The sequence below is a fragment of the Halococcus dombrowskii genome (assembly GCF_022870485.1).
GTDB classification, from domain to species: Archaea; Halobacteriota; Halobacteria; order Halobacteriales; family Halococcaceae; genus Halococcus; species Halococcus morrhuae.
On sequence record NZ_CP095005.1, the window covers coordinates 88,963 to 110,717 of the forward strand.

At 63.2% G+C, this 21,755-nt stretch carries 19 protein-coding genes, 1 tRNA gene and 2 pseudogenes; 12 read left to right on the forward strand and 10 right to left on the reverse strand.

The window, feature by feature from the left end; genetic code table 11:
* Window positions 1–38: 38 nt before the first annotated feature.
* Entirely contained in the window at window positions 39–1,145 is a 1,107-nt protein-coding gene (locus tag MUK72_RS00460) for a DUF1616 domain-containing protein (RefSeq protein WP_244702623.1), read from the reverse strand.
* A gap of 241 nt (window positions 1,146–1,386) precedes the next feature.
* Between MUK72_RS00460 and MUK72_RS00465 the strand changes: the two genes are divergently transcribed.
* Both MUK72_RS00465 and MUK72_RS00470 read left to right on the forward strand, forming a co-directional pair.
* Window positions 1,387–1,881, forward strand: coding sequence for a hypothetical protein (locus tag MUK72_RS00465; RefSeq protein WP_244702626.1), 495 nt, complete (start codon window positions 1,387–1,389; stop codon window positions 1,879–1,881).
* Window positions 1,882–2,837: 956 nt separating this feature from the next.
* Window positions 2,838–3,698 carry an IS5 family transposase gene (locus tag MUK72_RS00470; RefSeq protein WP_244702087.1) on the forward strand — a complete coding sequence of 287 codons (861 nt, stop codon included), beginning with the start codon at window positions 2,838–2,840 and terminating at the stop codon, window positions 3,696–3,698.
* Between the two features lie 90 nt (window positions 3,699–3,788).
* Here the strand turns inward: MUK72_RS00470 and MUK72_RS00475 are convergent, their stop codons facing one another.
* Complete coding sequence (locus MUK72_RS00475; RefSeq protein WP_244702628.1) at window positions 3,789–4,643, reverse strand: hypothetical protein; 855 nt, start codon at window positions 4,641–4,643, stop codon at window positions 3,789–3,791.
* 199 nt (window positions 4,644–4,842) lie between these two features.
* On the opposite strand from MUK72_RS00475, the pseudogene MUK72_RS00480 reads away from it, so the two are divergent.
* Window positions 4,843–5,918, forward strand: a pseudogene (locus MUK72_RS00480) (hypothetical protein).
* An 87-nt stretch (window positions 5,919–6,005) separates the two neighbouring features.
* Here the strand turns inward: MUK72_RS00480 and MUK72_RS00490 are convergent.
* Window positions 6,006–6,122, reverse strand: a pseudogene (locus MUK72_RS00490) (PadR family transcriptional regulator); the annotation flags it as partial.
* A gap of 148 nt (window positions 6,123–6,270) precedes the next feature.
* Between MUK72_RS00490 and MUK72_RS00495 the strand changes: the two are divergent.
* The 4 genes from MUK72_RS00495 to MUK72_RS00510 all read left to right on the forward strand — a co-directional run bounded on the left by MUK72_RS00495 (window position 6,271) and on the right by MUK72_RS00510 (window position 10,136).
* The gene (locus MUK72_RS00495) at window positions 6,271–7,695 is read left to right on the forward strand and encodes a DUF58 domain-containing protein (RefSeq protein ID WP_244702634.1); all 1,425 of its coding nucleotides are present in this window, start codon (window positions 6,271–6,273) and stop codon (window positions 7,693–7,695) included.
* 95 nt (window positions 7,696–7,790) lie between these two features.
* Entirely contained in the window at window positions 7,791–8,066 is a 276-nt protein-coding gene (locus tag MUK72_RS00500; protein WP_244702636.1) for a DUF8044 family membrane protein, read from the forward strand.
* On the forward strand, window positions 8,067–9,128 hold the full coding sequence (locus MUK72_RS00505) for a DUF4350 domain-containing protein (RefSeq protein ID WP_244702638.1): 1,062 nt from the start codon (window positions 8,067–8,069) through the stop codon (window positions 9,126–9,128). It abuts the gene before it with no gap.
* Between the two features lie 6 nt (window positions 9,129–9,134).
* Window positions 9,135–10,136, forward strand: a complete 1,002-nt coding sequence (locus MUK72_RS00510; protein WP_244702640.1) for an AAA family ATPase — start codon at window positions 9,135–9,137, stop codon at window positions 10,134–10,136.
* Here the strand turns inward: MUK72_RS00510 and MUK72_RS00515 are convergent.
* Window positions 10,133–11,047 (reverse strand): DUF7982 domain-containing protein, encoded by a 915-nt coding sequence (locus MUK72_RS00515; protein ID WP_244702642.1) that lies wholly within the window; start codon window positions 11,045–11,047, stop codon window positions 10,133–10,135. The two genes, MUK72_RS00510 and MUK72_RS00515, sit on opposite strands and share 4 nt — an antisense overlap.
* On the reverse strand, window positions 11,044–11,529 hold the full coding sequence (locus MUK72_RS00520; protein ID WP_244702643.1) for a DUF8163 family membrane protein: 486 nt from the start codon (window positions 11,527–11,529) through the stop codon (window positions 11,044–11,046). The genes MUK72_RS00515 and MUK72_RS00520 overlap by 4 nt, the downstream gene beginning before the upstream one ends.
* A 244-nt stretch (window positions 11,530–11,773) precedes the next feature.
* Between MUK72_RS00520 and MUK72_RS00525 the strand changes: the two genes are divergently transcribed.
* Window positions 11,774–11,962 carry a DUF7472 family protein gene (locus MUK72_RS00525; protein WP_004051043.1) on the forward strand — a complete coding sequence of 63 codons (189 nt, stop codon included), beginning with the start codon at window positions 11,774–11,776 and terminating at the stop codon, window positions 11,960–11,962.
* Here the strand turns inward: MUK72_RS00525 and priL are convergent, their stop codons facing one another.
* A complete protein-coding gene (gene priL, locus MUK72_RS00530; protein WP_244702645.1) occupies window positions 11,963–13,042 on the reverse strand; it encodes a DNA primase regulatory subunit PriL in 1,080 nt (359 codons plus the stop codon).
* An 87-nt stretch (window positions 13,043–13,129) separates the two neighbouring features.
* On the opposite strand from priL, the gene MUK72_RS00535 reads away from it, so the two are divergent.
* Window positions 13,130–13,810 (forward strand): protein sorting system archaetidylserine decarboxylase, encoded by a 681-nt coding sequence (locus MUK72_RS00535; protein WP_244705357.1) that lies wholly within the window; start codon window positions 13,130–13,132, stop codon window positions 13,808–13,810.
* 198 nt (window positions 13,811–14,008) lie between these two features.
* Here MUK72_RS00535 and MUK72_RS00540 read toward each other — a convergent pair whose 3' ends face one another.
* Window positions 14,009–14,200 carry a hypothetical protein gene (locus tag MUK72_RS00540; protein ID WP_004051046.1) on the reverse strand — a complete coding sequence of 64 codons (192 nt, stop codon included), beginning with the start codon at window positions 14,198–14,200 and terminating at the stop codon, window positions 14,009–14,011.
* Between the two features lie 121 nt (window positions 14,201–14,321).
* On the opposite strand from MUK72_RS00540, the gene MUK72_RS00545 reads away from it, so the two are divergent.
* Window positions 14,322–14,395: transfer RNA gene (locus MUK72_RS00545), tRNA-Met, on the forward strand.
* A gap of 192 nt (window positions 14,396–14,587) precedes the next feature.
* Entirely contained in the window at window positions 14,588–15,892 is a 1,305-nt protein-coding gene (locus MUK72_RS00550; protein WP_244702647.1) for an O-acetylhomoserine aminocarboxypropyltransferase/cysteine synthase family protein, read from the forward strand.
* A 23-nt stretch (window positions 15,893–15,915) separates the two neighbouring features.
* Here the strand turns inward: MUK72_RS00550 and MUK72_RS00555 are convergent, their stop codons facing one another.
* Window positions 15,916–16,266, reverse strand: a complete 351-nt coding sequence (locus MUK72_RS00555; RefSeq protein WP_004051048.1) for a hypothetical protein — start codon at window positions 16,264–16,266, stop codon at window positions 15,916–15,918.
* A 216-nt stretch (window positions 16,267–16,482) separates the two neighbouring features.
* Between MUK72_RS00555 and MUK72_RS00560 the strand changes: the two genes are divergently transcribed.
* The gene (locus MUK72_RS00560) at window positions 16,483–19,593 is read left to right on the forward strand and encodes a PAS domain S-box protein (RefSeq protein ID WP_244702649.1); all 3,111 of its coding nucleotides are present in this window, start codon (window positions 16,483–16,485) and stop codon (window positions 19,591–19,593) included.
* A 44-nt stretch (window positions 19,594–19,637) separates the two neighbouring features.
* Here MUK72_RS00560 and MUK72_RS00565 read toward each other — a convergent pair whose 3' ends face one another.
* Complete coding sequence (locus MUK72_RS00565; RefSeq protein ID WP_244702652.1) at window positions 19,638–20,357, reverse strand: ABC transporter ATP-binding protein; 720 nt, start codon at window positions 20,355–20,357, stop codon at window positions 19,638–19,640.
* Window positions 20,358–20,559: 202 nt separating this feature from the next.
* On the reverse strand, window positions 20,560–21,711 hold the full coding sequence (locus MUK72_RS00570) for a site-2 protease family protein (protein ID WP_244702654.1): 1,152 nt from the start codon (window positions 21,709–21,711) through the stop codon (window positions 20,560–20,562).
* Between the last annotated feature and the right edge of the window lie 44 nt (window positions 21,712–21,755).

Below are 21,755 nucleotides of genomic sequence, written 5' to 3' on the forward strand. Positions count from 1 at the left end.
ATCGGATGGATGACGGACGTCTTTGAGGCGACGATACGCTACGAATCCGACCGCGACGAGACGTTCACCCACAGATGCGTCTCCCGGTAGGCGTTCCCGGTGGTTGGGGTTTCCGGCGGCGAGCCGCGATAGAGCAGATAGGTGAGCCGGAGGCGATCGCCGGTCAGCGTCGGCGTCACGTCGTGGGTCCAGTTGGCCGACCCGTTCGCGGGGATCGTCCGGCTGAACCGATCCAACTCCCGGCGCTCGCGAACGGTCGTCGAGTTGTTCTGCACGGAGACGCGCTGGAGCTGGGCGACGACCGAGTAGTCGACCTGCTCGTGTTCGTGGTTGCCGATCCCGACGGTGAGCGGCTGGCTCTGGCCGACGGTGAAGTTCTGTGGGTAGTCGTCGGCGACGAGCGCGCCGGATTCGTTCTCGGTGAGCAGGTAGAACTCGCTGAAGCTCTCGCCGGATTTGGGGACCAGCACGGCGTAGCCGACGCTGCTGATCGCGAGCAGCAGGCTCACGACCAACACGACGTTCAACACGGCATCGAGGCGTGTCTCGGGAGCGAACAGCTCCGCCCGCGCCGATCCTATCCAGGAACGGTACGGAACGCGGAATCGTTCGTTGGTGGGAAGTGCCTGGCGACGCAGCGCGGCAATCACAGTGGCAGCCAGCGTGAACCCGCCGATCGAGAGCACGATCGGGACGAGCCGGATGCCGAAGGGCGTGAAGTTCAACAGAAGCCCGATCAGCGGCGTGATCGCGATGCTGAGCCCAAAGGACAGCGCCACCCGCTCGATCCCGTCGATGCTGCCCGCACGGCGGGGATCGGCACGTTCGGTCAGCCCGGAACGGTCGTCGGCCTCCTGAACGGATTCGTCGAGGGTCGCCGCCGAGCGCTCGCTCTCCTCGCCGTCGGTCGCCGCTGTATCCTCGACACGGGGACCGCGTTCGGGGAACAGCGCGGCGATGAACGCGTAGCCGGGCGCGAACAGCGCGAACACCAGCCCGAGCACGACCCGGAGCGGCGTCTCGCTGACGACCGGCGCGAGCGTGGCGACCCCCGTCGCGAGCACGAGCAGAACGATCGCCGCGAGATCGGCGGGGAACCGACGGAGGGGGCGCGGCAGCAGCAACCGAAGCGTCCCGTCAGACATACGCCCGGATTTCACCAAGGCTACCTAAAGGACTTGCTTTCGTCGTCCGCTCGTCCGAACGGCGATCGCTGCGACGGCAAGCGACCGCGCGTAGTTCCTATCAGCTATCGTCAACAGGTCAAGGTGGGTTCTCGTATTTGGTCATCATCTCGGGCACCGCGCAGCAGGGCGACTGGGTGCATGGAGAGTGTAGAATTAAGAGCCTCGGTGGTTTGTAGTCCGCCAATGAGGCTGGTGGAACGTGTACGAACTATCTGACGTCCATCTTGACGACTACACCGACGAGAGCACCAATCAAAGGATCACCTGCACCGACCAAGAGATTCGCCACATCAACGCTGAGCATGAGGAGACATCAGTTGAGACGATCTCAATCGATGAAATCTCGGAAATCAGGAGGGACACTGATAAGTCTCAAACCGGATTCAAACGGATCGGCTACGCGTTCGCCGGATTTGGACTCGTGTTCGTGTTTATGTCCGTTCCATACCTGCTGGCAGGTGCATTCAACCCTATTGCTGGTGGAGCGTACCTCTCAGCCGTCCTCTGCTGGTTCGGGTTTTGGATGTTCTACCGAATGGAACGAGGGACTCTCGATGTCCTCGAAATCCGCGTCGATAACGAGTGGTATCGTTTCTTCACGAAGAAGGAGGGTACTGCTTTCGATGAGATCGTGTCTCGTCTCCCTCACAATGTCGTGACCAGATCAGCTGGTCCTGATCAGCCCTCTCCATAGACACTCTCCTTTCGACAAGACTGATTCACGTGTATCCTCCCAGCCCGGCTCGAAGGGACCATGAAGGGCTGCAGTGTAGCACAGTAGTCGTAGAGCAACCCAAGAGATTTGATTAAGAGGTGTATCGATCCAGCTGTGAACTACCAGCGTATCTATCTCCTTTCGCTATTGGGTGTTGGGCTTATTTTTGTAGTCGTATCGGCTTCAGCACTACGGGGAGGCTCGTCACTGCTGATGGTTTTGTTCGCAGTTGCTGGCATTGGAATGGTCCTTAGCTCAGCATACGATTTAACATTCGCAGATAATCCCGCTGGGCCGACTAGTCCCAACTGGCAATTTTTCAGTGCCGTCGGAGGGTTTATCCTCTCCCTTACTGGTCTAACTATCTCCCTACTGCTGTAATTTGGGACAGATCGACAATGTCAGCCCAGTCACAATCATTGTCCACCACAAGGAAACGGGACACGCAGGGGTGTCATAGAACGGTTGTCACACCATCGGAACCAAGAAAACTAACAGAGAACGGCACTCAGTTACCCTTCGGTCGCCTGGAGGAGCCCAAACGCGCACTCCAGACTGAATATGACGAGACCCACCGTAAGCGCCGAAATGATGGGGAAATTGGCATTCAATGACAACTCGACGATAAGAACCCCAATACCGGCTGACGTTCCTACGAAGGCCGCATACCGTCTACGAGAGAGGTCCCGCAGCCACTCATCAATACAGTTGTAGAGACGTTTCATACTATACCCATTTCAATCAGTCAATCCCTCTCGCAAAAATACATCTGGGCCCAGAGCTACCCATCATACGATTCGTTGGAAATTGATGTTGGAATGAAATCTGCAAGAATAGTTCTATGACACCATCGGACACGTCGGCCGTGTTTAATCGCTAGACAACGTCGGATCAGGTCGCCAGAGTGACGGAGTTGAAGCGGAAGACGGCGAAGTATGTCAACGCAAATCTTCCGCTTCACCGAACGTGTTGTCTTCGCCGTCAAAAGGGTTGCCGATGATTGGGACGAACCCGCCGCCCCGGAAGGTGGCGGCGGGTTCACCGATGCAGCGATGATATCCATCCACTGTCTCCGGATTTACCTCGATACGACCTACCGGATGACGATCGATGTGTTGACGGAAATGCCACGAATATCGCGGGAGATCGGCCTTGAACCGACCGATCTCCCGCATCCCTCGACGTTATGTCTCGCTTTCGATAGAATTGAGATGGCGGTCTGTCGGACACTTCTCCAGCAGTCTGCGCAGTTTCATAACACTGGGCCGATCGGAGCGATCGACGCTACGTTCTTCGAGCGCTCGCCTGCGAGCCGCTCGTACTGCAACAAGACAAAATACGAAGTACAGGACCTCAAAGCCACGAAACTCGTCGATACAGAAACAAACATCATCCTCGATTTGCACTGTACGACCACCAGAGAGGGAAGTGACGCCGACATCTGCAAGCAACTCGCCCGCCGGCAGGCGGACGAGTTGCAGATCCTCACTGCTGACAAAGGCTACGACTGCACGTGGCTGCGTGAGTACCTCCGTGAGGATCTTGACCTCCGACCGTTGATCAAGCACTGCATCAACAAGCCCTACGATCACGCCCACAACGCCCGAATTGACGACGATCTCTACCACCAGCGCTCCATGTCAGAAACCGTCTTCTCCTCGGTCAAGCGCTCGCTGGGCGTCGCCCTGCGAGCGCGGACATGGTATCGAGAATTTCGTGAGATCGCGTTGATGTGTGCGGTGTACAACATTAAGGAGGCCGCAAAACAGGAAATTCCACTTCCGTCATGCGATTAAACACGGCCGACACGTCCTATTGAGGAAAAGGATGTTATCGGGCGTGTCATCAGAGAAAAGCGTGCGTACACTCCGCTATTGACTCTCGTATCATCGATGGGCGTCGAATACGCTCTCAAGCGAGGCAACCACGGTATCCAAGTTCTCGATGTCGTCGCGATCGGATCGATATGCTGGTCGCCACCACGCGGTCGTTTGAAGAACAAGCGCATCGTCAGTCGCGGTATACCCTGTGAGTGCCGCCCACGGCTTGAATCGGTGCTGGAGTGGACGTCCGACAGCGAGTCCGGCGTCGGTTACTCGAAACGTTCGAGGATTCTCCACACCCGCAAAGAGTGACCAGAAGAAGATGAGCCAATAAAGCCAGCCCGCCCAATCGATGCCGAACGCGAATTCGGCAATGAGGCCGCTGATTCCAAGAATACCAGTAGCTACCATGCCAGCGATAGCGACGTACCGCCAGCGTTGAGGCAAACGTGCTTCCCATTGTGCAAGCTCGACTGTTTCACTCAGAACGGCCTTCGTGTATCGGCTCCGGCTCATTCCCAGCAAGATGATCCCGAGAAATGCACCTCCACCCGTGCCGATGACGGTAAGAGGGAACGCTACGTCCGGTAGTTCCCATCCGACAACGGATGCACCGAAGACACCGACAAACCATGCGAAGGGGACGATCGGGAGAAACCAAGCGAGGACCGTTCGACCGATGCTGACCGCAAGTCCGCAGGTGCGCGAGACGCCCCATCCAGCGATGGCTGCAATGCCCGCAATTGCCCCAAGCAAGCTGAGATAGAGAACGGCGACGCTCGATGTGATGCCTGAGAGACCCAGAACAACCATTGGTGCAACAACGACGGCAACGTAGAGACCAGCAGCCACCGCGTATGAACTGTCAGGGCAACCGACGCTCGATGGCCGGAGCGCAGTCTCGGTTCGTGTTGCCATATGTAGACATATGTTCCCAGAGGAACAAAAAGGCATCTCAGTTGCTACTGTCGAAAGACTAATACGTAATATACCCCGCAAGAGCGGGAGTTTCGGTCTTGTATCTCGACGGTGTACGGGACTTACAGTTGATATCATCTGTCCTTAGCTAAGCGAACAATCATGTGACAGCGGCGGCTTATCGAGATATAACCGAACCATGAAGGTGTACCCAAAGATCCCGCGCTACGACCATCCGGTTGTCTCGGCGGAGTTGTTCGACGCCAGCGACCTGACCCTCATCGAGAAGTTCGATGGAAGCGCGTTCCGATTCACGCTGTACGACCAGCGATACACGGAGCACTATCCCGAGCAAGTCGCTAATGCCGCAGATGGTGACGAGAATTTCGTCTTCGGGACTCGCAAGACTATCCGAGGCAATCACCGCGATTCGCTAGATGACATCGATGGTGCGTTGCACCGTGCCGTCCGTTGCCTCCGTGAGGGCGTCGATATCGCTGCCCTTCGCACAATTCATGACGAGTACGACGGCCCACTGATCGTGTACGCAGAGAATCTTGTCTACTCGACGCTCGATTACGGATACACCGACCGCGACCTGCCTGCGTTGGTTGGCTTCGATGTCCTCCCGTACGCGGCAATCGAGACGATGACGCCACCGGGCAACCCCTACGAGGAGACCTTCGAGGGCTTTCTCGGTATCGATACTGCCTGGGAGATATTCGAGCACATTCGAATCGATACTGCGCCGACCGCCTCGTCGTTCGTTCCGGCAACGGTTCTCGACCATCTCGATGATGGGTTCGCTCCGGAGGCATACACGTTTCCACCTTCGTCGCTGGCTGCGGATATACAGGTCGAAGGAGTTGTGGTGCGAAGCGATGCCTCGGCGCGTCGCGCGAAGCTGGTCCGCGAGGAGTTTCGGGAATTGAACCGCGAACAGTTCGGCCAACACCCGAAGATGCGGAATCGGGAGCCGAATACGTGGTGGCGACGTACTGTACGCCGGCACGGATCCGGAAACAGGTGCGGACGATGGTCGTCGAGGAGGGTCGTGAGTTCGGCCTGCATCTGAATGACGATCTCTACCTCCGCGTGGTTGAGGACATCTGGGCCGAAGACTGGCCGGAACTGATGGAACTCGACGTTTCGTTCACACCCGCCGACATCTATCCGTTGGTCGCCAAGCGCTGTATCACTGAACTCCGGAAGATGCAGACGAACGCCGACCTGAACGATACTGATCCGACCACGATCTGGCAACATCTCTCGTGATGGCTACAGATCTCGATACCGTTGCGTGGTTGAGGCAATAGAACCGAATGCAGGTGGTTTCCACAAGCAGGCCTGCGGCAGCTATCGTCAGTAAGGGTGCGGCGCGTTCTCGTACTTGATCGTCCTCTCGGGCTTGTCAGAGATTGTCTTATGAATACGCTGGAATTTCTCTTTGGCCTCCAGAAGGTTGTGTTCGTCGAAGAACTCGCATAACAGTCACAACATAGTTGGATAAAATTCCAGCCGTTCCACATCGCACGAAGTCACTCGGATTCCCGAACGCCTCCGACTCGTCGGAAGCTCACGATGGCGATGGGGTAGGTTCAACTACCTGGCCGATCGTCCTCGTGGCATGCAGGTCACGCGCCGCTACTGGGCGATCGCCGGGACGGGGCTGTTGCTCGCCGTCCTCGCGGTCGCGTTCGCTCGCCCGCCCCTGTTGGTCGGTGCGGCGAGCCTCGGCGCGTGGCTGCTCGGCCGCCAGTATCTGTTCGTCCGGGCGCTGTCGGAGACGGCCGACACGATGACCATCGAGCAGTTCCCCGCCCAGGAGCGAATGGTGGCGGGCACCGAGACGCCGGTCACGCTCGCGGCGTCGCTCGCCCGGCCCGCTCCCCTGAGAACTGAAATCGAGATCGGCCTGCCGGTCAGCGCGACGGGGACGGACGCCAGGGGACGCACGCTCGCCATCGCACCCGGCGACGAACGGGCTGACACGACGGTGACGGCTCACTGGGCGGTCGCCGGCTCCTACGACCTGCCCCAGCCGACGCTCACGCTCGAAGATGCCGACGGGCTGTTCGTCGAGCAGCTGTCGCGCGGGCCGACGCCGTCGATCGTCGTCGAGCCGGAAGGCCCGCGAAACGTCCACGTCGGCGAAGGTGGCGAACAGCTCATGGCGGCGTACGGGCGGCGCAAGAGCGGCCGTCAGGACACCGGACTCGATCCGGGCGAGCTCCGCGAGTATGTCCCGGGCGACACGGCCGACCGCATCGACTGGAACGCGACGGCACGGCTGAACGAGCCCCACGTCCGCGAGTACGAGGTCGAGACCAACCGAACGACGGCGTTTCTCGTCGATCACCGCGCGACGATGGGCGACGGACCGACCGGCGAGACGAAACTCGACTACGCGCGGGAGGTCGCGCTGACGTTCGTCGACAGCGTCGCCGGGTTCGACGAGCCGCTCGGCTACTACGCCGTCGGCGACGACGGCATCACCGATCGCCGCCCGCCGACGGCCGGCCGCTACGACGACGTCAAACGCCGACTCCGCGCGCTCGATCCGACCGCCGGGAGCGCCGACGACCGCGACGGGCCCACCACGCTGCGCCACACCGCCCGCGCGCTCACCGGTCGGAGCGACTTCGAGCAAACGCTCGCGCCGTATCTCGAATCGACGGCGACGTACGTCGAGCGCATCGCGGGCGACCCGCTGTTCGAGACCGCACGGACGAGCCGCTCCGAACTTTCCGGGACGATCTGGACGGTGATCTTCACCGACGACAGCAACCGTGCCGAGCTTCGCGAGACGGTCAAGCTCGCGCGGCGCGGTGACGGACACGTGCTCGTCTTCCTCACGCCGACGGCGCTATTCGAGCCGGGCGGGCTCGCCGATCTCGAGGACGCCTACGAGCGCTACCGACGGTTCGAGTCGTTCCGGCGCGATCTCGCCCGACTCAGGCGCGTCTCCGCGTTCGAAGTCGGCCCGCACGACCGACTGGATGCCGTGCTCGCGAGCGGGAGCCAGCGCAGCCGTCCGGCGAGCGCCCAGTAGGACTGTCGAAACGGGTGGCAGGCGGGCAAGCGAGATCGCCACAGCGACGCGGGGAGACCTGCGCGTTTTTAGTGGTGGGCACACATCGAGAGCGTATGGCGACCCGTCGACGGCAACGGTTCATCTACGCGCAGACGGCCTGGATGCTCGCGGCCGTCGTCGGGTTATCAGTTCTCGGAGCGCTCTCACTAGAACTATTTTTCGTCGTCTCGCTCATCGGCTTCCTGATCGTCGTCGAGCTCACCGCGCCGTTCTCGGTGACGCCCGAATGGCGCTCGCGGCTGCGCTGGATCGTCCTGGTTGGGTTGGCCGGCTTCGCCTACATCGTCGTCCGTCGGGTGCTCGCGATCCTGCCGGAGGGGGTGCTCTGAATGGGGCTGCGAGACCGTCTCGACGTCGGCTATCCACAGCTCGTGCTCGTGGCGCTGACGGTCGTCACGGTCGTCGGCCTCGTGCTCGCGGCGAGCACGTCGAGTGTGGCCTTCGGCTCGTACAACGATGCGTGGGACGGGGCCTCCGAGCTCCGCGAACAGGCACAGGCTGTGGGTGCCGACAGCGAGATCGTCCGAAATACGGACCGATACGCGAACAGTTCGCCCGAGGGAACGGTCGCGGTCGTCCTCTCGCCCGAGAGCGGGTACGGCCCGCGCGAGACCGATCGGCTCCGCTCGTTCGTCCGCAACGGCGGCACGCTGTTGGTGGCCGAGGATTTCGGTCAGCACACGAACCCCCTCCTGGAGGCGGTCGGCGCACAAGCGCGCGTGACCGGCCAGCTGCTGCGCGACGAGCAGTATAACCATCAGTCGACGGCGCTGCCGATCGCCCGTAACGTCTCGAACGCCACACTGATGACCGGCGTCGACGGGCTCACACTCAATCATGGCTCGCCCGTCAGCCCGAACGGCGCGACGGCGCTCGCGAGCACGTCGGACGTGGCGTACGTCGACGCCGACCGCGACGGCGAGCTCGGCGACGGTGAAGATATCGGGACGAAACCGGTCGCGACGAGCGAGGCGGTCGGCGACGGACGCGTGCTCGTCGTCGGCGATCCGAGCTTGTTCATCAACGCGATGGTCGAGCGCTCGGGCAATCAGGCGTTCGTCCGGTCGGTGTTCGGTGCTCACGAGCGGGTGCTGCTGGATTACTCGCATGCGGGCGGCCTGCCGCCGCTGTCGGTCGCGCTGTTGGTCGTCAGGGACGCCCCCCTGCTCCAGATCCTGCTCGGAGCGCTCGGGATCGGTGCCATCGCGCTGTTCATGCGCCGTCCCGGCATCGTCGGGCGGCTCACCGATCGCGTCGGCCGCGCCGAGGAGTCGTCGCTGACCGCACGACCCGAGGCGCTGGCGGCGTTCGTTCGCGAGCGCCACCCCGACTGGGACGACGAGCGGACCGAGCGCGTCATACAAGGGATTATGGCCCGTCGGGATGAGTAACGGACGATGACTGCCCCCGAAGAGCTCTACGAGACGCTGAGCGCGGAGATCGACGCGGTGCTCATCGGCAAGGAGGAGCTGGTCGAGGGGCTGACGATCGCGGCGCTGACTCGGGGGCACGTGCTGCTCGAAGGCGTTCCCGGAGTGGCGAAGACGACGCTCGCACGACTGTTCGCCCGCGCGAGCGGGCTCGAACACACCCGCGTGCAGATGACCCCCGACGTGCTGCCCGCGGACGTCACCGGCACGCACGTCTACCGCGAGCCGACCGGCGAGTTCGAGCTCCAGCGCGGGCCGGTGTTCGCGAACCTGGTGATCGCCGACGAGATCAACCGGGCGACGCCGAAAACCCAGAGCGCGCTGCTGGAGGCGATGCAGGAGCGACAGGTCACGATCGGCGGCGAGACGCTCTCGCTGCCGGAGCCGTTCATGCTCGTCGCGACCCAGAACCCAATCGAGATGGAAGGCACCTTCGAGCTGCCGGAGGCCCAGCGCGATCGCTTCCAGCTCAAGCTCACGGCCGACCTGCCCGACCGCGACGAAGGTCGGCGACTGCTCGATCGGTTCGACGACGATCCCGACCTCGATCCGGGATCGATCGAGCGGGTCGCCACCGCCGACGAGCTGCTCGACGCACGCGCGACCGTCACCGAGGTGTACGTCGACGATTCCGTGAAGGAGTACGTCCTCGACATCGTGGCGGCGACCCGCGAGAACCCGAACGTCGAGTACGGCGCGTCGCCGCGGGCCGCGCTCGCCTTCCTCGACGCGGCGAAAGCCCGTGCGGCCATCCACGGTCGCGACTACGTCATCCCTGACGACGTGAAGGCGCTGCTCGAACCGGTGCTCGTTCACCGCCTGGTGTTGAGCACCGACGCATCACTCGGCGACGTCTCGGCCGCGGACGTGCTGGCGGAGATCGAGAGCGGCGTCGAGCCGCCGGGTGGCGATCAGACCCCGGCGACGCAGACGGCGGTCCACGACGGTGGCTCGCCAGACGACCGTTAGGTGGGGTCGTCCCACGAACACGTCACGAGGAAGTCGGCACGGTCGCCGTCGGCCGCCGTCGTTTCGACGGCTACCGCTTGCTCCAACCCGGCTGCGAACCCGACGCCGAGAAACGAGGCCACAGGATGGTCGATCCGGTCGATCGCGCCGTAGGCGCTGCCGTCGATGGCGATCGTGACCTGCCCCGCTTCGTCGTAGTCGGGCGTTGCGCTTCGTGCCAGTTCGAACTGTTCGACGAGCCCGTCGGCGAGCTGTGCGGCGAGCGCGCCCGGTTCGTCGGCGAGCGAACCCGACAGCGTGCGCCGGAACTCGGCGAACAGCGGGCCACCGCTCGGATGGAGGGCAACGCCACGCTCGGCCTCGTCGTCGGCGACGACGAACACCGAATCGAGCGCCGACGGAGAAGGAAGATCGTACTCCGATTGCTGGGGGACGAACAGACGGATCGAGACGCCGTTCGGCGTGTCGGGTCCGGGGAGATAGAGCCGCTCATCCTGGAGCCCGAGCTCTGCCACGAGCGCCGCCTCGGTCGCCGCGAGCGAGCCGTAGATCCCCTCGCCGACCGACGCCGAGATGAACTGTTCTGGGGTGAGATAGCGGGTCAACGCGGCCGCGAACAGGCCGGTGCCGCCGAGCGCGAAGAGCACGGTTCGAGAGTCGGGCAGGGCCACGCCGCCGAGCGTCGCGAGCAGACCGACCGCGGCCAGCGCGAGCGCCGTCCGCCGGTACTGCGTCCGGCGCGCCCGGGCGTACTCCTCGCGGAGGCGCTGGTTTTCCTCGCGGAGCACGTCGACCTGCGCGGCGAGTTCGGCGCTCTCGGTCGATCCTTCCTCGTCCGGTTCGATCGATTCCGCGTCGGTCACCTCCTCGTCCGCGTCGGTGGCTCGATCCCGTGGTTCGCTCTCGCTCATGCGGTCTCCACCAACCCAAGCGTCACGCGTTCATAGCGGTGGATTCCGTAGGCGAGGAAGGCGGTAGCAACGACGAGCGCGCCCGCGGCGGGCCAGACCGCCTGGCTCGATCGGAGGGTGAGCCAGCCGATCGCCCCGACCGCGAGCCCGGCCAGCAGCGACGCGACGAGCAGCCGTCCCGGATCGTGATGATCGACGGCAGGGCTACAAAGCACACCGAGAAGGCCGATCTCGGCGATCACGAGTATCGCGAACGCACCGCCGGGCGGGACGAGCGCGACGAGGACGACCTGCCCGAGTGCGAAGGCCGCCGTCGTCGAGGCGAGCAAGAGGGCACCGCCGACGGCGACGATCATGAGGGCCGCCAGCGGGCCGACCGCCACGCCGACCGCGAGCGTCGCGACGAGCGCGCCGAGCACGGCAAGCGCTCTGGCGAGGCGGGAGGCGGGCGGGGCGGTCGGTTCGTCGGTGGGGACACTCATGATGAAATCGAGGATTGCATCGGGACTAGAAACCGCCGTTCATAGGAAGGAGTCGCCACAGGACGGTTTATCTTTTATCCTTCATCGCGCTGTCGAAACGGTCCATCCTCCGGTGTCGCTTCGTTTTCATCCGTTCGTATCGGAGATGCTCGCTCGAAGAGTCGTTGGAGGCGGTCGAAGGGAGTGATGCACACGGCCGTGCGGGCTTCGAAGCGCTTTTCTCGCGGCCGGCGAAGGAACTGGTATGGAACGGGAGACGTTCGTCGAAGCCGCGGTCTCCATCGCAGCCGTTGTGCTGTTTCTCGTCGCTATCGTGGCCGTGGGTCTCCTCTACCCGAATCTCTCCGGTGTGGGACCGCTCGCGCTCATCGGCTCGATCGTCTTCTTCGTCGTGGTGATGAGCGCGGCGGGCTACTGGCTCGCCGGCCAGTGATCAGGCGTCCGCTTCAGCTTCGTCGTCAGCATCGACTTCGTCGTCGCGCCAGTCAGAGAGTTCTTCGTCAGCGTCGTCGAGGGCCTGTTCGTAGTACGCCATCGGATGCGAGATCGTCTCGCAGCGATCGTCCATGTTGACGCAGTCGCCGTAGGACTGCATCGTCGCACACGACGGCGGCGAGTATTCCGTCGGGCTGGTCTCGCCGCGGATATGGTCGGTCTGGTATCTGGTGATGTCCTCGCCGAAGCCCGGGTTCACCATGTAGAGGTCGATGATCTCGTCGGTGCTCATCCCGATCGACGTGAGAAAGGAGGTGATGGCGAACCGGGAGTGATGAGGGAGATGCTCACCCTTCTGGACCGAATCGAGCAGCGCCTTCATGCAGGGCGGGAACCGGTCAGGTACGACGGTGTCGATCTCGCGCGTGAGATCGAGTTCGGCGAGGCGTTCCCGGATCTCCGCGACGGTCGATTCGAGCGCGTCGGCGATCCCGTCCGGAACGGAAAGCGGCAGCCCCTCGGCGACGCGCCGCTCGATCGCCTTCCGGAGGAGCTCGTCGAGATCGGTCGCCGAGATGGACACCGCCCCATCCGAGAGCGCACGGTTGACGAGTCGCCACTCCTCACCGCGCATGTCGGCCGCGAGCGGGAGGTAGGCCCCGACGGCGACCCGGTAGCCGTCACTGGTGGCGTGGACGTCCGTGGCGAGATCGAACTCCGCGAGGAGCTCCTCGCTCGTCAGCCGTTCAGTACGGGCGCTTTTCAGCTCGCGGCGGTTCTCGGCGTCGGCGAGGCGGTCGTGGGCCGTCGCGGCCTCGGCACGGGCGTATTTGCGCGTGAGGATGTGCTCGTCGACGAGCGAGACGAGCACGCGCGCGAGCGGGTAGGAGAGCAGTTCGACGCGCGTGGCTCGACTGGGTTCGCCGACGGTGCCGTCGTCGAGCGCGCGTTCGACCCGTTCGCTCGCGCGCTCGCGCACCCGCTCGTCGGCGGCGAGCGACTGGAGGTCGAACTCCGCGTTCCCGACGGCACGGCGCGCATCGTCGAGAAACGGGTAGCGAGCGTGACGGCGCTCCATTCGGCGTGCCTACTGGAGCCGGTCGAATAAACCCGATGGTCGGGGCATATCGGAAGACACACCTACGGGATGGGAATAGCGGTGAGCGTGCGACTCGCGCCCCATGCGTGGCGATACGCCACGCCCGCGTTCGCCCTCGCGCCGGTGGCGGCGCTGCTGTCGCCGGTCGCGGGTGCCGTGGCGGTCGTGGCGGGACTGCTCGCGCTCGTCTTCCATCGCGATCCCGAGCGCGAAACACCGGAGAGGGGGATCGTCGCGCCGGCCGACGGTCGCGTGTCGGTCGTGCGCCGCGAGGGCGAGCGCCTGCGCGTCGGGATCTACATGGGCGTCACGGACGTCCACGTCAATCGCGCGCCGCTGGCCGGCACCGTCGAGGCGGTGACGCACTCGCCGGGAGCGAACCGACCGGCCTTCTCGAAGGATTCAGATAGAAACGAGAAAGTCGAAATCGACTGCGGTGCGTTCTCGGTCATCCAGATTGCCGGCGCGTTCGCCCGGCGCATCCATCCGGCCGTCGAACCCGGCACACGGATCGAGCGCGGCGAGCGCATCGGCCACATCAGTTTCGGAAGCCGCGTGGACGTGCGCTTTCCACCCGAAATCGACCGTGCGGATCTCGCCGTCGAGCTGGGCGAAACCGTTCGTGCCGGCGAGACGGTGCTGGTCGGCGGTGCGGGGCGGACCTGGCGGATGAAGGGCGAACGAGCGGCGGGCGGCGCGAACGGAGTGACGCGCCGCCACGCGAACGGCGAACGCAGTGAGCCGTAAGCGAAGCGAGTGAGGGCTTCTGCGGTTCTGTGCGGGGCCGGGCACGGTGTGGTACGCTCGTCTCCGCGCGAGCGGACGTGAGATGTGATCGACGGGAAACCTCGACAGTGATCGGTGAACGTGGGCGGAAGCGAGCGTTCTGACTACTGGTGGAACGAGAGGAGGTAGTCACGCCAACGGAAGGTAGCGAGACGGGAATTATGCGACATCTTCGTCAGTGTTCGTCGGAACGAGCTCCGCTGCACCGCAGTCCGGACAGCGATCGTGGTGCACAGCGAACTGCGCGCCACACTCGCTACACCGGTAGTCCGCGTTCTCCGCCGCAGCGGTGTCCACGTCCTGCTTGAACTGCTCGACCCGCCGCCCGAGCTCCCGAAACATATCGCCCATATCATGTGTAAGGGGACAGAGCGTGATAACCGTTCGCCGATTGCGAGCGAGAGCCATCATTTTCGATCGGTGGGTGCATCGTGGTCGGAATCTTTACCCCGCCTCGAAGAGTGGATCAGGTAGCGGGATGGGATAGCCAGACATTCCGGCGGGTTCATATCCCGCAGATCGGTGGTTCAAATCCACCTCCCGCTATCTCGCTTTCTCACGGATTCCGAGCGGCGCTGCGCTTGTCGTCGGATTCAGTTCCGAGAGATCGCTATTGCTGTGCTCTTCGGTAGCTCTGCGCACTAGTCGTGTGGGGAGAGTCACGATATGCCGTCATCGCCATCGGCAACGTTGGCCTCCAAACACACCATCATGGCGGTTGTCTTGGTTGAGACGTGTATGAGCGATAATACAGACGACCGCTCCCTTGCGACGGACTCGGTCCATGCCGGTCAGGAACCCGACCCCGCAACTGGTTCCCGCGCACCACCGATCTACCAGACCAGCTCCTACGTCTTCGACGACGCCGAAGATGCCGCTGCACAGTTCTCGCTCGAAGAGCCGGGCTACATCTACTCCCGGTTGATGAATCCGACGCTCGAAACGCTGCAGGACCGCCTTGCGACGCTCGAAAACGGTGTCGGGGCCGCCGTTACCGCCTCCGGGATGGCCGCACTCGATCTCACCACCTTCCTGCTCGCGGCCGCGGGCGACAACATCGTCACCGCCTCGTCGCTGTACGGCGGTACGTACACCTACTTCACCCATTCGGTCGAACGGCGGGGGATAACCACCCGGTTCGTCGATCCACTCGATTACGAAGCATATGCCGACGCGATCGACGAGGATACCGCCTACGTCCATTTCGAGACGATCGGCAATCCCGCGCTCGATACGCCGGACATCCAGCGCGTGGCGGATATCGCCCACGATCACGGCGTCCCGCTGCTCGTGGACAACACGTTCGCGACGCCTGCGCTCTGTCGCCCGATCGAACACGGTGCCGATCTCGTGTGGAACTCGACGACGAAGTGGCTCCACGGCTCGGGGACGACCGTCGGCGGTGTCGTCGTCGACGGTGGGACGTTCCCGTGGGCCGAGCACGCCGAGAAATACCCCGAACTCGCGCAAGACAACCCTGCCTACCACGGCGTCAATTTCGTGGAGACGTTCGGTGAGGAGGCGTTCACCTACGCTGCGATCGCCCGTGGAATGCGCGATCTGGGCAATCAGCAGGCCCCGTTCGACGCGTGGCAGACGTTACAGGGGATCGAGACGCTGCCACTGCGGATGGAACGCCACAGCGAGAACGCACTGGCTGTCGCGGAGTGGCTACAGGATCACGACGACGTCTCGTGGGTCAACTACCCGGGACTTGCCGATCACCCGACGCATCAAACGGCGAGCGAGTATCTGGACGGTGGCTATGGCGGGATGATCACCTTCGGCGTGGCGGGTGGATACGAGGCTGCGCGAACGACCGTCGAATCGACGGAGCTCGCGAGTATGCTCGCCAACGTCGGCGACGCGAAGACGCTGATCCTCCATCCGGCCAGCACCACACACCAACAGCTCACTGATGCCGAACGGGACGCCTCCGGCGTCGCCGATGATCTCGTGCGTCTCTCGGTCGGTATCGAGGAGCCGGCCCGGATCATCGCGGATCTGGAGATGGCGATCGAGACCGCAACTACTGCAAACTGAGCGGCGGTGTCGACCGTCAGTCGCTACTGCTCCGGTGGCACGTCTTGATCATCGGGGTTGTTCGTGATGACATCCACTATCTGCTGACTTCTCGATGGGCCGGTGGCTTCTTCGGTCGGGCGTTGAGAGCTTCGAATGCCCTGCTCTACGGCATCGGCGATTATTTTGTATCCAAACCCGAGCAGACCGGCGTAGATCACCAACCCGCCGATGGCACCAACGATCGCGCCGATGATAGTGAGAAACAAACTGTCCGTGAGGAATAGCTCGACACCGATCTCGATGATGATGCCGCCGATCAGGAACAGTACGATGAAGTAGCCAAGCAAATAGGCACCATACCGGACGCCTTCGCGGAGGTTCACTGCAACCATGAGAGGTATTGTTAGCTAATTACACTTAATTGTGTGGGCAGTCCGTGCGGGACAGATCGCCATGTGTCTTTCTCGATCTTCGTCGCGATCAGCGAGGATGACGTGGAGCGAATGGCAGTTGCGAGATCGCTCTGATATCCAGTCGTTAAAAACACCGGCGCTAACGATGTAGTGTTGCGGAAAAGATTGATACATGTTGACATGGTTTCTGTAGCTATGAGCGATCAGGCGCACGGGCCCGTCGACTGGCGGGAGTTCGGGGCTGCGTCGATCGATGGGGTGGGTGTGCTCGACGGCGACGAGTACGTCTACACCAATCGTCCGTTCGCCGACGTGTACGGCTACGACGATCCCGACGAGCTCGTCGGAACGGCGTGGCAGGACCGCTCCGATCCCGACGAGTGCAAGCGCATCGCAAGCGAGGTGCTGCCGCAGGTCCACGAGGAGGGCCACTGGCGCGGCGAAACTGTCGGCCGACGACGTGACGGTGAAACGATCCCGCTGGAGCTGTCGCTACGAGCGACCGAGAACGAACTGGTCGTCTGGATCGTCCGTGACGCCGCGAAACCGGACCACCAAGAGCGCAGTCGCCGACGGAGCAACGACCGGGATCACCGGCTGTCCACAACCGATTCGGTGCCGATTTGGATCGTCACAACCGAACCGAAGATCGTCTACTGCAACCCGGCTGCTGCCACAGTCCTCGGCGTTGACGATCCCGATGCGGTACTCGGTCGGACGCCAGCAGCGTTCATCCACGAGGACGACCGTGCACAGGCCCACCGACGTTTCCAGCAGGTCATCGATGAGCGGGAAGCGACCGAACCGTTCGAAGGGCGACTGGTCGGTCTGGACGAGGACGAACGGACCGTGGAACTGAGGATGACCCCCGTGGCCTACGAGGGTGAACCGGCTGCACAGGTCGTCATCAACGACGTCAGCGCACACGAGCACACGAAGGGAATGCCCGAAGACGAGCAGCGATTCACGCGGACCGTCATCGACGCGCTGGAGGACGTGCTCTACGTCGTCGACGAGAACGACGACATGATACGGTGGAACGACCGGCTGAACGAGCGCCTCGGATACACCGACGAGGAGATCGCAGGGATGGATCTGTCCGATTTTCTCACCGAAGTGGATCGCAACAGCCCCCCGGAATCGGGAATCCAGATTGACGATCGTCCCAACCGGACGAGGGAGCTCGATTTGGAGACTGCCGAGGGTGAGGCGATCCCTCACGAGCTCCGGGAGGTGGCCGACATCGACGAGCCGTCCGGCGAGCGCTATCGGGTCGGCATCGCTCGGGATATCTCCGAGCGTCGGCGGCGACAGCACGAACGCGAGCGCTACGAGACCATCATTGAAACCGTCAAGGACGGGGTCTACATTCTCGACGACGATCTCCGGTTTTCGTTCGTCAACGACGCACTCTGCGAGACGTTCGGACGCTCACGCGAGGAGCTCCTCGGGACGTCCGCCATCGAGTTCTTCGTCCACGACGACGAGCGTGCCCTCGCCGACGAGATGCGCGAGCGCGTCGTGAACGGCGACACCGATATCGGTTCGATCGAGGGGGAAGTTGCGACGCCCGACGGGGAGATCGTCTATCTCGAAGCACGATACCGTCCCTATCCCGAACCCGACGGCGAATACCGGGGCAGCGTCGGCGTGATCCGTGATATCACCGAACGCAAGGAACGCGAACAGGAGCTCCGTGCCGCCCGGCAGTTCAACGAAGAGCTGGTCGAGAACGCCCCGTTCGGAATGTTCCGACTCGACGAGGAGCTCCGGATCGCGTACGAGAACCCGCGTGCGGAGGAGATCATCGGGCTCCCTGACGAGATGTCGTCGTCGGATGCGATCGGGGTGCCGTTCCACGAGCTCCCATCGGTCGTCGAGACCGGCCAGGCGGAGCGGTTCACGCGGCTGCAGGACGGCGAGACCGTCGAGTTCGAGTTCCCGTTCGAGTCGATCTACGACCAGGAGGCGTACTTCACCGGGCGAACCGTTCCGCTGTATCGGGACGACGAGTTCGACGGAGCGATCCTGATGGCCACCGATATCTCCGAGCGGCGACGACAGGAACGGGAGCTCGAACAGCAACGCGACGAACTCGAGACGCTCAACCGCATCAACGACCTCCTGCTAGAGATCACCCGGGAGCTGCTCGGGCGATCGACGCGCGAGCAGATCGAGCACACCGTCTGCGATCGACTGGCCGCCTCGGAGCTGTACCAGTTCGCGTGGATCGGCGAGCCCGAAGCCGATGGAGACCAGCTCGTTGCCCGGGCGAGCGCTGGCATCGACGATGGCTACGTCGAAGCGATCACCGTCACGGCTGACGGGACGGAAACGGGGCAGGGTCCCAGCGGTCGAGCGCTCCGGACGGGGGACGTGCAGGTCAGTCAGAACATCCGCACGGATCCCGCGTTCGAGCCGTGGCGCGAGGCCGCACTCGACCGCGATATCCAGTCGGCCGCCGCGATCCCGCTGCTTCACGGGGTGGCGACGTATGGGTGTCTAGCGGTGTACACCACGCGGCCATTGGGCTTCAGCCAGCGTGAACAGCGCGCGTTCGAACTGCTCGGCGAAGCCGTCGGGTTCGCGATCCATGCCATCGAAACCCGACGGCTGCTGTTCGCCGACGCGGTGCTCGAACTCGAGTTTCGGATCACCGACTCGGACCAGTTCCTGATTCGCCACTCCGAGCGCTTCGAGTGTGAGCTCTCGGTATCGGGGTACGTCGCCACCAAATCCGGCGGTTGGCTGCTCTATGTCGGCGTCCAGGGAGCGTCGCCCGAAGCGGTGTGCGAGGCGGCCACGGGGCTCGATGAGCTCGAACACGTCCGAGTCGTGCGTGACGGCGGCGATGAAGGGCTGTTGGAGTATCGGTTCGCCGAATCGACGTTGTTGGGAACTCTCACGGAGGCCGGCGTCAAACTCGGTTCCGCCGACGTGGACGCAGGGACCGGCCGACTTGTCGTCGAAGCACCGCAGGACGCGGCCGTCCGGAACCTGGTCGATCGCATCCGCGACGTCGCTCCGACCGCGACGTTGCTCGCTCAGCGTGAGCGGGATCGGTCGGCCGTGGAGTTCGACGTCCCCGGCGGGCCGATCGAGAAACTCACCGATCGCCAGCGCGAGGCACTCGAAACCGCCTACCATGCCGGCTACTTCGAGTGGCCACGCGAGAGCACCGCCACGGAGGTCGCCGAGAGCATGGGGATCGCCGCACCGACGCTCAACAGACACTTCCGGCGGGCACAACACAAGCTCCTGAGCACGCTCTTCGACTCCATGGAGGACACGGCACAGCGGCCCTGAGAACCGTCTCGTCGAGTCGAGTCGAAACACGCAGTAGAGTCGAACTACACCGTGTGATCCCGCCACCACGCCAGACTTGGGTTCGTGCGTATCGTATCACGGAGGGTAGCAGGGGTTACAACCATTAGCACTCGTCCATCCTTCATCAAACCGATTCGATCACAGAGCGCCTCGGCTTGGTCGAGACGGTGTGTGGTGAGAACCACCGTTGTGCCATGATTGAGCTCTTCACGGACGATATCGTGTGCCTCTTCGACACCGGTTGGTTCGAGCTCGCTGAACGGCTCATCGAGGACGAGCAGGTCGGGATCGCCGACGAGTGCCATCCCGAGCGCGAGACGCTGAGCCATTGCCGAGGAGTATTCACCGGCCGGTCGAGCAGCGTCTTCGGAGCCGATACCCACCCGATCGAGTATCGCATCCGGGGACTCGTCGGCGTCCTTCGAGGCGATGGCGAACTCGATATGTTCGATTCCGGACATTCCGGAGTGGTGAGTGTAGTCGTCCCCCAGAATGCCGATACGCTCGTGAAGTGTCTGTGCCTCGATCCGGGAATCATGACCGAGCACCGTCGCGGTACCGATGGATGGCTGCAGATGATCGAGCAGAATATCGACGACGGTCGACTTGCCGGCACCGTTCGGACCGAGTAGCCCGAATATCTCGTTTTCGGTGATCGTGAGATCGATGTCGCTGATGGCAATGGTCTCGCCGAACTGCTTGGTCAATCCCTCGGTTCGTATTACGGTATCGTTTGTCGCCATTGTAGCGTTGTTCGTATGCGTGCTGTCGTCGTTTCGTACGACCGGGCGGATCTCGTTGCCCCGGCCGTCGATGATCTACCGCTGCAGTATCACTCATAGCATCGTTCGACAAGTATCCCGACGCTAGTCCTGTAGTGTGCGGTACGTCGCGCCGTTCAACGAAGCGGTGATCCGGTTGCTACTGTTCGACAGAAAGGAGATTCTAAAGCGCAAGCTCGAACGGGACGGGCGTGAAACAGAGGATCCCCAGCCCGAAGGTGACGAACCCCAAGAGGACGCGTTTCGTATCGAGCGCGTCGTCGTAGATCGGCGTCGCGGGGCCGGCGTAGGCAAAGGCCATCGTGAACACGCCCCAGAACACCCAGAGGAAGACGGCGTTGAACGCGGCCTGTTGGACGTAGTAGAGGTAGGCCGCGAGCCCGAACAGCGCGGCGGGAACGAGCGCGCCGACGGTCGCTTGGCGCTCGCCGACCATCGCGCGGACGAGATGGCCGCCGTCGAGCTGGCCGACGGGGATCAGGTTGAGAAAGGTGACGAACATGCCGACCCAGCCGGCGAAGACGACCGGGTTGACCGACATGCCGGCGGGATAGTCGATCGGCTGGCCGGTGAGGTCGGCGAGCCATTGCACGAGCAGGGGGTAGTTGAACTCGATCGGGATGGCCGGTGTGGGGACCGGTGGAAGACCGAGGCCGACGAGCGTGACGATGCAGGCAACGACGAGCCCGGCCAACGGGCCGGCAACGCCGATATCGAAGAGGGTCTTGCGCGACGGCATCCGCCCGCGCATGCTGATGACCGCGCCCATCGTACCGATGACGTTGGGCAGCGGGATGAAGTAGGGCAGGCTCGCGTCGACGCCGTGATATCGGCTCAGGGCGTAGTGGCCGAGTTCGTGCACGCCGAGGATCGAGAGCACCGCGAGCGCGAACGGCCAGCCGGCGAGGACGGCCATTGGATCGAGGAAGGCGTCGCCGACGGTGTCGATGGTGCCGTACCAGCGCGCGCCGGCGACGAGCGTCGAGAGCACGGTGAGCAGCGCGAAGGCGACGTTCGTCCACGGGATCCCGTCGATGCCGGTCGAGTGCGGCGTGGCGACGAGGACGTGTCTCGTTCGATCGATTTCGATACCGGTGAACGGGTCTTTTTCCGAGTTGGATTCACTCGTCAATCTGACTTCGTAGCCCTGATCGCGAAACAGCGGCCAGAGACGTCGTTCGAGCCGGCGGCCGTCGACCAGCGGCTCGCCGTAATACCGGAGCTGGCCGCCGTCCACGTCCGTCTCGGTCACGCGAAAGAGTCCGGCGAACGCCTCGGCCGGCGGCCCGTTGGCCGGCGGGTCGCTGTCAGCCATCGACATGGATACGCGTCGAACGGGGATAAACGTACAGACCGTTT

Excerpts from the sequence above, each read along its gene's own strand:
- MUK72_RS00460 (WP_244702623.1), bottom strand. The coding sequence starts at position 1,145 with ATGTCTGACGGGACGCTTCGGTTGCTGCTGCCGCGCCCCCTCCGTCGG.
- MUK72_RS00470 (WP_244702087.1), top strand. The coding sequence starts at position 2,838 with ATGTCAACGCAAATCTTCCGCTTCACCGAACGTGTTGTCTTCGCCGTC.
- MUK72_RS00475 (WP_244702628.1), bottom strand. The coding sequence starts at position 4,643 with ATGGCAACACGAACCGAGACTGCGCTCCGGCCATCGAGCGTCGGTTGC.
- MUK72_RS00495 (WP_244702634.1), top strand. The coding sequence starts at position 6,271 with ATGCAGGTCACGCGCCGCTACTGGGCGATCGCCGGGACGGGGCTGTTG.
- MUK72_RS00500 (WP_244702636.1), top strand. The coding sequence starts at position 7,791 with ATGGCGACCCGTCGACGGCAACGGTTCATCTACGCGCAGACGGCCTGG.
- MUK72_RS00505 (WP_244702638.1), top strand. The coding sequence starts at position 8,067 with ATGGGGCTGCGAGACCGTCTCGACGTCGGCTATCCACAGCTCGTGCTC.
- MUK72_RS00510 (WP_244702640.1), top strand. The coding sequence starts at position 9,135 with ATGACTGCCCCCGAAGAGCTCTACGAGACGCTGAGCGCGGAGATCGAC.
- MUK72_RS00515 (WP_244702642.1), bottom strand. The coding sequence starts at position 11,047 with ATGAGCGAGAGCGAACCACGGGATCGAGCCACCGACGCGGACGAGGAG.
- MUK72_RS00520 (WP_244702643.1), bottom strand. The coding sequence starts at position 11,529 with ATGAGTGTCCCCACCGACGAACCGACCGCCCCGCCCGCCTCCCGCCTC.
- MUK72_RS00525 (WP_004051043.1), top strand. The coding sequence starts at position 11,774 with ATGGAACGGGAGACGTTCGTCGAAGCCGCGGTCTCCATCGCAGCCGTT.
- priL (WP_244702645.1), bottom strand. The coding sequence starts at position 13,042 with ATGGAGCGCCGTCACGCTCGCTACCCGTTTCTCGACGATGCGCGCCGT.
- MUK72_RS00540 (WP_004051046.1), bottom strand. The coding sequence starts at position 14,200 with ATGGGCGATATGTTTCGGGAGCTCGGGCGGCGGGTCGAGCAGTTCAAG.
- MUK72_RS00550 (WP_244702647.1), top strand. The coding sequence starts at position 14,588 with ATGAGCGATAATACAGACGACCGCTCCCTTGCGACGGACTCGGTCCAT.
- MUK72_RS00555 (WP_004051048.1), bottom strand. The coding sequence starts at position 16,266 with ATGGTTGCAGTGAACCTCCGCGAAGGCGTCCGGTATGGTGCCTATTTG.
- MUK72_RS00560 (WP_244702649.1), top strand. The coding sequence starts at position 16,483 with ATGAGCGATCAGGCGCACGGGCCCGTCGACTGGCGGGAGTTCGGGGCT.
- MUK72_RS00565 (WP_244702652.1), bottom strand. The coding sequence starts at position 20,357 with ATGGCGACAAACGATACCGTAATACGAACCGAGGGATTGACCAAGCAG.
- MUK72_RS00570 (WP_244702654.1), bottom strand. The coding sequence starts at position 21,711 with ATGGCTGACAGCGACCCGCCGGCCAACGGGCCGCCGGCCGAGGCGTTC.